Raw genomic sequence first — 11,858 nt, forward strand, 5'->3', positions numbered from 1 at the left:
CGGCCATGACCCCGCTCCGCCTCGGCACCCTCTCGGCCGTGGTCACGGTCATCCTCGACCAGGCATCGAAGCTTTGGCTGCTGAACGTGTTCGACCTCGCCCATCGCGGCGTGGTGCGGGTGACGCCGTTCTTCGACCTGGTGCTGGCCTGGAACATCGGCATCAGCTTCGGCTGGCTCCAGAGCGACGGCCAGGCAGCGCAGATCGCGCTGATGGCGGTCAAGGCCATTGCCGTGGTGGCGCTGGCGATCTGGATGACCCGCTCGCACACCTTGCTCGCGACGGTCGCGCTCGGCCTGATCATCGGGGGCGCGATCGGCAACGGCATCGACCGCCTCGCTTATGGCGCGGTGGTCGATTTCGCCTTGCTCCACGTCGAAATCGCCGGAAAAACCTATAATTGGTATGTGTTTAATCTCGCGGACGTGGCCATCGTTGCTGGGGTGGGGGCGCTATTGTATGATTCCTTCCTGGGGGTACCCGCCGCAAAAGCGCCCTGATCCCGGCCGATACGGACCGGCAGGTGGAACCCTGTTTTTGCGAGGGTTAGGCCGCGTGCGAGCGGCAATCTGCCACAATATGGAACGGGTACGGTGATGCGCAGCTCGAAAACCAGCGGTTCAATGGTTCGAGATCCCCAAGGCGGGGTCTGGCGGGCGTTGAAAGTGTCCGCTGTCGCGCTCGGCATCGGTCTCGTCATGGCAGCAGGCGCCCGCGCCGGTGACGACGAGGACGAAGATGATGGGATGACCTTCGAAGAGAAGCTCATCGACAATCTGATGTCCGGCATCGGCGCCAAGAGCATGGAAAAGCCCGGCATCGAATACCGCGAGCGCTCGCCGTTGGTCGTGCCGCCCAAGCTCGACCTGCCGCCGCCCGCAGCCGCCCAGGCCAAGAATGCGCCGAACTGGCCGAAGGACCCCGACGAGAAACGCCGCAAGGAGGCGATCGCCGCGCGGAAGAAGGCCGTCAAGGCGACGGAGAATTGGCAGGCTGGCCGCACGCTTTCACCGGCCGAGATGGAAGTGGGCAGGACCGCGGCCCCCGAGCGTACCAGCAATGATCCGATTCAGCCGGGCACCAACGCCAATCCGTCGCTGAGCCCGGCCCAGCTCGGTTTCACCGGCGGCCTATGGGGCATGTTGAAGGGCGGCACCCCTGAAGAAAAGCAATTCACCAGCGAGCCGCCGCGTCAGTCGCTGGTCGAGCCGCCGCCGGGCTACCAGACGCCCTCGCCGAACTACGCCTACGGCGCCGGCAAGGACAATACGAAGAAGACTTACTTCGACATCATGTCGGGCAAGGACAAGGAACAATAACGTTCCGTCCCAACGCGACATCCTGACCCAAGCGGACCTGGCGCCGGCGGCCCTGCACGCCGGACGCGTCCGATAAATTGCCTATCAGTAACTTGCCTATGCGTTGAGTTCTCTGCTTCGTGACGCGAAGCCTCAGCCGCGCGGTGTAGCATACCGCGCCACCGAGCCGGAGATCCGGACTCGGCCTTTCATAAGGATGATGATGTCCTCTTACCGATCGGCTGCCTGCCTCCTTGCCGCGCTGCTTTCGACGAGCGTCCTCTCAGCCAGCGCCCTCGCCCAGACCAGTGTGACGTCGGCCCCGCCGGCCAGCTTCACGCTTCAGAACGGCATGCAGGTCGTGGTGATCCCGGACCACCGCACGCCCGTGGTCACCGAGATGATCTGGTACAAGGTCGGCTCGGCCGACGAGACCCCGGGCAAGTCCGGCCTGGCGCACTTCCTCGAGCATCTGATGTTCAAGGGTACCTCGAAGCATCCGGTCGGCGAATTCTCCCAGACCGTGCTCCGCGTCGGCGGCAACGAGAACGCCTCGACCTCGGTCGACTACACCAACTACTACCAGCGCGTTCCGAAAGAGCAGCTGCCGACCATGATGGAGTTCGAGGCCGACCGCATGACCGGCCTGATTCTCAAGGATGAGAACGTGCTGCCGGAGCGCGACGTGGTGCTCGAAGAGTACAACATGCGCGTTGCCAACAATCCCGATGCGCGGCTCAACGAGCAGATCATGGCCGCGCTCTATCTCAATCATCCCTACGGCCGGCCGGTGATCGGCTGGCACCAGGAGATCGAGAAGCTCGACCGCGAGGACGCGCTCGCCTTCTACCGCCGCTTCTACGCGCCGAACAATGCGATCCTGGTGATCGCCGGCGACGTCGAGGCCGCCGATGTCCGCCCGCTGGTCGAGCGCAATTTCGGCGCGATCCCGGCGCAGCCCGCGATTCCGGCGCGGCGCGTCCGGCCGCAGGAGCCGGAGCCGGCGGCGCCGCGCACCGTCACGCTGGCCGATCCGCGCGTCGAGCAGCCGAACCTGCGGCGCTACTATCTCGTGCCCTCGGCGACGACCGCCGCGGCCGGCGAAAGCGCAGCCCTCGACGTGCTGGCGCAGCTGATGGGCAGCGGCAGCAACTCCTATCTCTACCGCGCCCTCGTCGTCGACAAGCCGCTCGCGGTCTCCGCCAGCGCCAGCTATTCGAGCATCTCGCTCGACCCGACCCAGTTCGCGATCTCGGCCGCGCCGAAACCCGGCGTCAGCTTCACCGAGGTCGAGCAGGTGATCGATGGCGTCATCGCCGACATCGCGCAGAACCCGATCCGCGCCGAGGACCTCGAGCGGGTGAAGACCCAGCTCATTGCCGAGGCGATCTACGCCCAGGACAATCAGGCGGTGCTCGCGCGCTGGTATGGCGGCGCGCTGACCACGGGCCTGTCGATCGAGGATATCAGGAGCTGGCCGGACCGCATCCGCGCGGTCACCGCCGAACAGGTGCGCGCCGTTGCGCAGAAATGGCTAGAGAAGAAGCGCTCGGTGACCGGCTATCTGATCAAGGACACCGCCACCGCCAAGCGCGAGGAGAAGCGTTCGTGACCTATCCCTTCCTTCGACGCGTTGCATTCTCCCTTGCCACCGGCGCGGCGCTCGCGCTCGCGAGCATCTCGCCATCGCAAGCGGCCGCAAAGATCCAGCGCCTGGTCTCGCCGGGCGGCATCGAGGCCTGGTTCGTGCAGGACGCGACCGTGCCCCTGATCGCCATGGAATATTCCTTTGCCGGCGGCTCGGCGCAGGATCCCAAGGACAAGTCGGGCGTCGCCAACCTCGTCGGCGACCTGCTCGACGAAGGCTCGGGCGATCTCGACTCCAAGACCTTCCATGAGCGGCTCGACCGCCGCGCCATCGAGCTCTCCTTCAGCGCCACCCGCGATGCATTCCGCGGCAGCCTGCGTATGCTGCGCGACAACAAGGACGAGGCCTTCGACCTGCTCAGGAGCGCGCTGACCTCGCCGCATTTTGACGGCACCGATGTCGAGCGCATCCGCTCGCAGGTAGTCTCGGGCCTGCGCCGCGAGACCACCAATCCGACCTCGCTGGCGAGCCGCAAGTTCCTGGAGGTCGCCTTCGGCGATCATCCCTATGGCCGGCAGACCAACGGCACCCTCGACAGCGTGCCGAACATCACGGTCGCCGACCTGAAGGATTATGTCGGCCGCGTGCTCGCCAAGGACGGGCTGAAGATCGCCGTGGTCGGCGACGTCGATCCCGAGACCCTCGGCAAGCTGCTCGACCATACCTTTGGCAGTCTTCCCGCCAAGGCCAACCTGACGCCGGTACCCGACATCGAGGCGGCCAAGCCGCCGCAGCGCGCCTTCGTGACGCTCGACGTGCCGCAGACCGTCATCACCTTCGGCGGTCCCGGCGTGAAGCGCAGCGATCCCAACTTCATGGCGGCCTATGTCGTCAACCACATCCTGGGCGGCGGCGGACTGTCCTCGCGGCTCTATCGCGAGGTGCGCGAGAAGCGCGGCCTCGCCTATTCGGTGTTCGAATCGCTGCTCTGGATGGAGCATTCGGCCGTCTTCATCGGCAACACCGGCACGCGCGCCGACCGGGCCGGCGACACCATCGATGCCATCGAGAAGGAGGTGCGCCGCATCGCCGAGGAGGGCCCGACGCAGAAGGAGCTCGACGAGGCCAAGTCCTACCTCAAGGGCTCGCAGATGCTGGCGCTCGACACCTCCTCCAAGCTCGCCCAGGCGCTGCTGCAGTACCAGCAGGACAAGCTGCCGATCGACTATATCGAGAAGCGCAACGCCATCGTCGATGCGGTGACGCTGGACGACGCCAAGGCAGCCGCCAGGCGCCTCTGGGGCCAGGGCCTGCTGACCGTCGTGGTCGGCCGCACCCCGCAGGCCGCCGCGCAGCCGGCGGCTGCACCGGCGGCGAAGTCGAACTGAGCCCCTTCTCCAGCGGTTCATCAGATGGCCGGGCTTAGCCCCGGCGATTCGCGTTTGCATGAGCGCCATTGCCGAACGTGGACGTCCGCGATATGTCCGGACATCGCAAATGGTGCCATCATGCTGCGGATATCCCGCGATCTCGTCATCGACGAGGACGACATCGAGATCGGCTTTGTCCGCGCCTCGGGCCCGGGCGGGCAGAACGTCAACAAGGTCGCGACCTCGGCCCAGTTGCGTTTCGACACCCGCAAGCTGACCATTCCGGAGGATGCGGCCATCCGGCTCGCCCGCATCGCCGGCCAGCGCATGACCAAGGACGGCGTGATCGTGATCCATGCGCAGCGCTTCCGCACCCAGGAGCGCAACCGCCAGGATGCCATCGACCGCCTCACGGAGATGTTGCGCGAGGCGATGGTGCGCCCGACGCCGCGCCGCGCGACGCGGCCGACCTTCGCCTCCAAGCAGCGCAGGCTCGAAGGCAAGAAGCGCCGCAGCGATGTCAAGGCCGGCCGTGGCGGCCGCTTCGACGATTAGCAGACGCAGTCGAAAGAACTCCGGCCGCAGCGCGACCGGAGTTTTGCCGTGTCACCGGCAGGACTAGTAACGCTTGGATGGGGCTGCACCGCCCGTCGCGGCATCGTCGGCGGTCCCCTTGTGCGCGGAGCTGCCCGTGGTGCCGACCGTGCTTCTCGTGCCCTTTGTCGGCTTCATGCCCGTCGTCTCACCCGCTGCGCCCGGCTGGGCGTTCATCTCCTCGTCGCCGCTGCCGATCGTGTTGCCTTGCATGGGTTTGCTTTGCACGGTGCCGCCAGGCTTGGCACCAGACGACGTACCTTGCGCGAGGACGGGCGTGACAACGAGCGCCGAGAGAGCGCATGCGATTGCAGTGGTCTTCACCAACTTCATCCAATTCTCCTGGATTTTCGCGATGAATGGATCGGCGGCTGGCTGCGCCGTCCGACTGGGCCGAACCAGTTCATCGCGTAGAGAAGTTCGAACGGCGCGACCATGATGCAATCCGGTTCGTGTGGTGATCGTTTAGGGATTTGGCGGCGCTTTCGCGGAATTGTGCTCCGCATATAAGGCGACGCGGAACACGCAACGCCGCGAGCCTCTCCGCACGGAGCGAAAATAGCCCGCTACTACCACCGCATCTTTGGCGACGCCTAGAGTTTGCACACGTCGGATTTGATGTGGACGGGCGAGCCTTGACGATGCGCGCGATCGTGCTGGGATTGCAGGCGCACTACATTGCGGGGGGATGCAGAAGGAGATCTAAGGCCCGATAGCTAGACCGTGGAGACAGAAGGCACATGGCGTCCTCCCGTCCTGTTGCCATTTTTCACGATGCTGGCACCCACAAACAGGACGGTCACCGCACGGCGCTCGATCCGGCTTGCGCGATTTTATCGAACGTCCAATGTCTTCAATGTGATAGGCATCTCTCTTCCCCAGGGCACGACGCCGCTGTTGCCGAACACATGCTTTTGACGCAACACGGCTTAAGATATAGCGCCGTCAGCGAATCCAGATCGTAAGCCCCATGCCTGTCCGCCAGCTTCCAGAGCAAGTCGTCAACCGCATCGCCGCTGGCGAGGTGGTCGAGCGTCCGGCGAGCGTGGTCAAGGAACTGGTCGAGAACGCCATCGATGCCGGCGCGAGCCGGATCGACGTTTTCACCGACGGCGGTGGGCGGCGGCGGATCGGCATCACCGACGATGGCAGCGGCATGACCGCAAACGACCTCGCGCTCGCGGTCGAGCGCCATGCCACGTCAAAGCTCGATGATGAGGATCTGCTCCAGATCCGCACGCTCGGGTTCCGCGGCGAGGCGCTGCCCTCGATCGGTTCGGTGGCGCGGCTGTCGATCACCACGCGCCATGCCAGCGAGCCGCATGCCTGGGCTCTCAATGTCGAGGGCGGCGAGAAGTCCGAGATCATGCCGGCGGCGCTGGCGCTCGGCACGCGCGTCGAGGTCAATGATCTCTTCTACGCGACGCCGGCGCGGCTGAAATTTTTGAAGACCGACCGGACCGAGGCAGAGGCGATCCGCGAGGTGGTGCGGCGCCTTGCGATGGCGCGGCCCCACGTCGCCTTCACGCTCGCCGGAGAAGAGCGCGCGCCGGTGACCTGGGCCGCCGCCCTGCCCGGCGCCGCAGGCCGCCTGACACGGCTAGGCGATATCCTGGGCGCAGAATTCCGCAGCCATGCTTTCGAAGTGCATGCCGAACGCGAGGGCGTCGTCGTCGCCGGTTATGCCGCGGCTCCCGCGCTGACCAAGGCCAATGCGCTCGGGCAATATCTCTTCGTCAACGGCCGCCCGGTCCGCGACAAGCTGATCCTCGGTGCAGTGCGCGGGGCTTATGCCGACTATCTGCCGCGCGACCGCCATCCGGTGCTGGCGCTGTTCGTCACGCTCGATCCGCGCGAGGTCGATGCCAACGTGCACCCGGCCAAGACCGAGGTGCGCTTCCGCAATGCCGGCCTTGTCCGCGCGCTGATCGTACACGGCTTGAAGGAAGGCCTCGCGCGCGAGGGCCGCCGCACCGCTGCCAACAGCGGCGAGAGTGCCTTGGCCTCGTTCCGGCCCGCCTTGACGCCGCGCCCCGCAGGCTGGGACTGGCGCGCCTCGCCGTCGGCTCCGGTCGCGCCGGTGCCATCCTTCGAAGGTTCGGCCGCGCCGGTCTTCGCCGAGCGCGCGCAGGCTGCGTTCGATGTCGGCGGACCCAGCGCTGACATCCGGATCGAAACACAGCCCCTAGCTGACCTCGTCGACCGCCCGCTCGGCGCGGCGCGCACGCAGATCCACGAGACCTATATCGTCTCGCAGACCCGCGACGGCCTCATCATCGTCGACCAGCACGCCGCGCATGAGCGCATCGTCTATGAGCGGCTGAAGGCCTCGCTCGCCGCGAACGGCGTGCAGCGGCAGATCCTCCTGATCCCCGAGATCGTCGAGATGGACGAGGCCACGGTGGAGCGCCTACTGGAGCGCAGCGAGGAGCTTGCTTCATTTGGGCTCGCGATCGAATCCTTCGGCCCCGGCGCCGTTGCGGTGCGCGAGACGCCGTCGCTGCTCGGCAAGACCAATGCCGGCGGCTTGCTGCGTGATCTCTCCGAGCACATGGCCGAGTGGGACGAGGCGCTCCCTCTCGAACGCCGCCTGATGCATGTCGCGGCGACCATGGCCTGTCACGGCTCGGTGCGCGCCGGCCGCCGCTTGCGGCCCGAGGAGATGAACGCCCTGCTCCGCGAGATGGAGGAGACGCCGAACTCCGGCCAGTGCAATCACGGCCGGCCGACCTATGTCGAACTGAAGCTCGCTGATGTCGAGAAGCTGTTCGGGCGGCGGTGACGGTGCCGTAGGCAGCGCGGCCCTACGGCCTCTTCAAGAAGACGAACTCCGTGTCGTCGTATGCCCGCCGCTCCAGCTCCTCATACCCTTCCGGCGTCACGAACTGCGCGGCCTTCGCCTCCTCCACCACCACCAGTGCACCCGGCGTCAGCCAGCCACCATCGCGCAAGGACGCCAGCGCCTTCTCCGCAAAGCCCTTGCCATAGGGCGGATCGAGGAACACCAGCGAGAACGGCTCGACCGGATGGGCGGGGCCGAGATCGGTCGCATCACGGCGATAGACCTTCGTCACGCCGCCAAGGCCGAGCGACTCGACATTATTCCGCAGCAGCGCTCGCGCCTCCGCGCCGTTGTCCACGAACAATGTGAACTTCGCCCCGCGCGACGATGCTTCGATGCCGAGCGCGCCGGTGCCGGCAAAGAGATCGAGCACGCGCGCATCCGCAATCGGATCGTCATAGGCGTGCACGAGGATGTTGAACACGGACTCGCGTAGGCGATCCGCAGTCGGGCGGATATCGCGCGAGGACGGTGAGGCGAGATTGCGCCCCTTCAACCTGCCGCCGACGACGCGCAAGCTAGTCCTCCCGCGGCGTCAGGTCGCGCTTGCCGTGATAGCCGCGCTTGGGTCGGCGCGGCGGGCCGTAGCCGTTCGCCTCCATCTCGTTACGCTCGCGCGCCTCCTCGCTGCCGGTGCGCTGCACCAGGACGCGGCGGCCCTTGCGGTCGTTGATCACCGCGCGCTTCATCGGCTTCTTCGGCGCATCCTCACCGCGACCGGCGGATTTCGCGGGCACGTCGAACTCGGCGCCCGATTTCTCGATCACCTTGTCGCCGAGCTGCTCGCGCAGCACGCGCGAGCGGACCTCCTCGACCTCGCCTTCGGGGATCTCGCCGAGCTGGAACGGGCCGTAGGAGACCCGGATCAGCCGGTTCACCTCGAGCCCGAGATGGGCGCAGACGTTGCGCACCTCGCGGTTCTTGCCTTCGCGGATCGCGAACACCAGCCAGACATTGGCGCCCTGGTCGCGTTCCAGGGTCGCTTCGATCGGACCATATTTGACACCGTCGATCTCGATGCCACCCTTGAGCTCGTCGAGCTGCGCCTGCGTGACGTCGCCATGGGCGCGGACGCGGTAGCGGCGCAGCCACCCGGTGTCCGGCAGCTCGAGCGTGCGGGCGAGCCCGCCGTCATTTGTGAGCAGCAGCAGCCCCTCCGTGTTGAAGTCGAGCCGGCCGACACTGATCAGCCGCGGCAGACCTTCCGGCAGATTGTCGAACACGGTTGGCCGGCCTTCCGGGTCGTCATGCGTCGTCATCAGCCCGCGCGGCTTGTGATAGAGGAACAGCCGGGTGCGCTCGCGCGGCGGCAACGGCTTGCCGTCGACCAGGACGACGTCGTTCTGCGTGATGTCGAGCGCCGGCGAGTTGATCACCCTTCCGTTGACGGTGACGCGGCCCTGCGTGACCATCTCCTCGGCGTCGCGTCGCGAGGCGAGGCCCGCACGGGCCAGCGCCTTGGCGATGCGCTCACCGGCCTTCTTCGGCTTCGGCGTTTCCTCACGACGCGGACGCCCGTCGAAATCGCGGTCGCGCTCGCGATAGGCGCCGCGGCCGCCAAAGGCGGGGCGCTTCTCGAAGATCCTGCTGTCGTCCTCATTGTCGCGGCGCGGCCGGTCGCGGAAGCGGCCCTCGCTGCGCGGATGCTCCTGCCAGTCCATGCGTCCCTCAGGCCGCTGGCGCGGGCGATCGAATTTCGGACGGTCACCACGTTCGCTGTCACGGTCACGCGGCCGATCGAATTTCGGCCGATCGCGGAACGGGCGATCACCCGATGCCCGATCATCGCGCGCGCGCGAGAAGCGCGGACGGTCCTCGCCGCGTCCGCCTTCGCGGCGATCGTCGCGCTGACGCCAGGGTTTTTCCTCGCCGCGATCGCGGCCGCCGAAATCCTTGTCGAAGCTCTTGCGGGGCCGGTCGCCGCGCGCACGATCATCGCGCTTCTGCCACGGCTTTGAATCCCTGGGTTCGCCACGATCGCGCGGACGGTCACCAAAGCTGCGCTTGCGATCGCCGAAGTCGCGGTCTCGGCCAAAATCCTTGCGCGGACGATCCGAGCTGCCGCGCGAAAACTTGCGCTCATCGGACCGGCGCTCGGAGCGCTCGCCTCGCCCGGCGCGATCGTCACGATCGAATTTCGGACGGTCGCCGCGCGATTTGAACGGACGGTCGCCACGCGGCTTGAAGCTGCGCGCCTCGCCGCCGCGCTCGTCGCGCTTGAAGCGCGGGCGGTCGCCAAAATCGCGGCGCGGGGCATCGCCGTCCTCGCGACGGCGGAAGGGGCGGCTGTCGCGGTCACCACGGGGGCGGTCGTCCCTACGCTCGCCTTTGCCCTCAAAGCCGCGCTTGGCGAATTTCTTCTCGGGGCCGCGGGGCTTGCCGCTGCGGCCGCCTCTGGCCGGGCCTCGCCGGCCGCGGGAATCGTTGTCTTTGTCGCTGTCGCGAGGCATGAATAATCTCACTTAAGGGGGCGGCGCGGGAGCAGTGCGCGCGCTCGTTCCGAGCCGCATGCTCAGGCAAAACCGGTATTCACTCTTGCTGAAGGCGGAGCTACTAGCAGGTTTCTGGCGATGATACGAGGCATGAAAGCCCCTTCTTTCATGGATTTGGCGCTCCAGGCAGCCGAAAATGCCGGAAAATCGGGCGAGGTTCCGATCGGATGCGTGGTGGTCAGGGATAACGAGGTCGTCGCGACCGCCGGCAACCGGACGCTGACCGACCATGACCCCACCGCCCATGCCGAACTCGTCGCGCTGCGCGAGGCAGCCAGGAAAATCGGCAGCGAGCGTCTCGTCGATTGCGACCTCTACGTGACGCTGGAGCCCTGCACCATGTGTGCGGGCGCGATCTCATTTGCAAGGGTCCGCCGGCTCTATTACGGCACCGCCGACCCCAAGGGCGGCGCGGTCGAGTCCGGCGTGCGGTTCTTTGCCTCGCCGACGTGCCATCACGCGCCGGACGTCTATTCCGGCGTCGGCGAGAGCGAGGCGGCGCGGCTGCTCAAGGACTTCTTTCGGGAGCGGCGGTAGCAGCGCCACACACTCCGCTGTCATGCCCCGCGAAGGCGGGGCATCCAGTACGCCGCGGCTTATCGGTTCAACCACATCCGTCTCGGAGTACTGGATCGCCCGCCTTCGCGGGCGATGACAGTTGCATGCTTGGCGTGCGGTGTGGCTCAAGCCGAGAAAAACGCGCGCAGCGCCTTCGCGGTGACGTCGGGATTCTCCTCGGTGAGGAAGTGCCCGGAATCCACCGGCATGCCATCGACGTTGGTCGCCCATTGCTTCCAGGTGTCGAGCGGCGTGGCGGCGGCCTGTGCCACGCCGGCATTGCCCCACAGGGCGAGCATCGGCACCGTGATCTTCTTGCCGGCCTCGAAATCGGCCTTGTCGAGATCGTAGTCGAAATAGGCGCCGGCGCGGTAGTCCTCGCACATCGCATGCACGCGGGCGGGATCGCGGAACGGGGCGATGTAATGTTCGAGCGCCCGCTTGTCGATCGCATCCAGCGTCTTCGACTTGGTCTGGCTCGCCATCTTGAAGCGCAGGAAGAACTCGCCATTGCCGGAGATCAGCGTCTCCGGCAGCGGCGCGGGCTGGGCCAGAAAAGTCCAGTGATAGATCTTCAGCGCATAGGCGCGGTTTATCCGCTCCCAATAATTATAGGTCGGCAGGATATCGAGCACCGCGAGCTTCGACAGTCGGCCGGGATGGTCGAGCGCCAGGCGATACGACACGCGGCCGCCGCGGTCGTGGCCGGCGAGCGCGAAGTGCACGTGGCCGAGCCGCTCCATCGCCTCGACCATGGCTTTCGCCATCGCGCGCTTGCTGTAGGGGATGTGCAGCGCGTCGCTCTCGGGCATGTCGGACCAGCCATAGCCGGGCAGGTCAGCGATGATCAGCGTGAACTTGTCGGCAAGCTGCGGCGCCACGCGGTGCCACATCACGTGCGTCTCGGAAAAGCCGTGCAGCAGCAACAGCGGCGGCCCCTCGCCACTGATGCGGGCGAAGATGCGGCCGAAGGAGGTGTTGATCCATTCCGAGGCGAAGCCGGGATAGAGGTCGGCGAGATCGGACATCTTGTTGCATCCTTAGCTGGTCAGTCGCGAGGGGGCCTCGACAAAATTCGAAAACAACCCCATGCACAGTAGCGGTATTATCAGCGGG

At 66.4% G+C, this 11,858-nt stretch carries 11 protein-coding genes; 7 read left to right on the plus strand and 4 right to left on the minus strand.

Translation table 11 applies throughout. The annotated features are described in order from the left end of the window. Nucleotides 1–5 precede the first annotated feature (5 nt). The 5 genes from lspA (at nucleotide 6) to arfB (ending at nucleotide 4,811) form a co-directional block, all read left to right on the plus strand. Nucleotides 6–500 carry a signal peptidase II gene (gene lspA, locus AC5V87_RS35130; protein WP_495369204.1) on the plus strand — a complete coding sequence of 165 codons (495 nt, stop codon included), beginning with the start codon at nucleotides 6–8 and terminating at the stop codon, nucleotides 498–500. A gap of 96 nt (nucleotides 501–596) precedes the next feature. After that, a complete protein-coding gene (locus tag AC5V87_RS35135) occupies nucleotides 597–1,319 on the plus strand; it encodes a hypothetical protein (protein ID WP_495369205.1) in 723 nt (240 codons plus the stop codon). Nucleotides 1,320–1,518: 199 nt separating this feature from the next. Further along, on the plus strand, nucleotides 1,519–2,910 hold the full coding sequence (locus AC5V87_RS35140; RefSeq protein WP_456843534.1) for a M16 family metallopeptidase: 1,392 nt from the start codon (nucleotides 1,519–1,521) through the stop codon (nucleotides 2,908–2,910). Continuing rightward, entirely contained in the window at nucleotides 2,907–4,274 is a 1,368-nt protein-coding gene (locus tag AC5V87_RS35145) for a M16 family metallopeptidase (protein ID WP_495369206.1), read from the plus strand. The genes AC5V87_RS35140 and AC5V87_RS35145 overlap by 4 nt, the downstream gene beginning before the upstream one ends. A gap of 120 nt (nucleotides 4,275–4,394) precedes the next feature. Next, entirely contained in the window at nucleotides 4,395–4,811 is a 417-nt protein-coding gene (gene arfB / locus AC5V87_RS35150) for an alternative ribosome rescue aminoacyl-tRNA hydrolase ArfB (protein ID WP_456842563.1), read from the plus strand. Nucleotides 4,812–4,874: 63 nt separating this feature from the next. Here the strand turns inward: arfB and AC5V87_RS35155 are convergent, their stop codons facing one another. Further along, on the minus strand, nucleotides 4,875–5,183 hold the full coding sequence (locus AC5V87_RS35155) for a hypothetical protein (protein ID WP_456842562.1): 309 nt from the start codon (nucleotides 5,181–5,183) through the stop codon (nucleotides 4,875–4,877). 637 nt (nucleotides 5,184–5,820) lie between these two features. Here AC5V87_RS35155 and mutL point away from each other — a divergent pair. After that, a complete protein-coding gene (mutL, locus tag AC5V87_RS35160; RefSeq protein WP_495369207.1) occupies nucleotides 5,821–7,632 on the plus strand; it encodes a DNA mismatch repair endonuclease MutL in 1,812 nt (603 codons plus the stop codon). Between the two features lie 22 nt (nucleotides 7,633–7,654). On the opposite strand, the gene rsmD is transcribed toward mutL, so the two are convergent. Both rsmD and AC5V87_RS35170 read right to left on the minus strand, forming a co-directional pair. After that, nucleotides 7,655–8,209 (minus strand): 16S rRNA (guanine(966)-N(2))-methyltransferase RsmD, encoded by a 555-nt coding sequence (gene rsmD / locus AC5V87_RS35165; RefSeq protein WP_456842560.1) that lies wholly within the window; start codon nucleotides 8,207–8,209, stop codon nucleotides 7,655–7,657. Nucleotide 8,210: 1 nt separating this feature from the next. After that, a complete protein-coding gene (locus AC5V87_RS35170; protein WP_495369208.1) occupies nucleotides 8,211–10,142 on the minus strand; it encodes a pseudouridine synthase in 1,932 nt (643 codons plus the stop codon). Nucleotides 10,143–10,262: 120 nt separating this feature from the next. On the opposite strand from AC5V87_RS35170, the gene AC5V87_RS35175 reads away from it, so the two are divergent. After that, nucleotides 10,263–10,721: a nucleoside deaminase gene (locus AC5V87_RS35175; protein WP_495369209.1), complete on the plus strand. Its 459-nt coding sequence runs from the start codon at nucleotides 10,263–10,265 to the stop codon at nucleotides 10,719–10,721. A 146-nt stretch (nucleotides 10,722–10,867) separates the two neighbouring features. Here the strand turns inward: AC5V87_RS35175 and AC5V87_RS35180 are convergent, their stop codons facing one another. Then, nucleotides 10,868–11,770, minus strand: coding sequence for an alpha/beta fold hydrolase (locus AC5V87_RS35180; protein ID WP_495369210.1), 903 nt, complete (start codon nucleotides 11,768–11,770; stop codon nucleotides 10,868–10,870). Nucleotides 11,771–11,858: the final 88 nt, after the last annotated feature.

It is taken from the genome of Bradyrhizobium sp. SOJA106 (genome assembly GCF_059448745.1).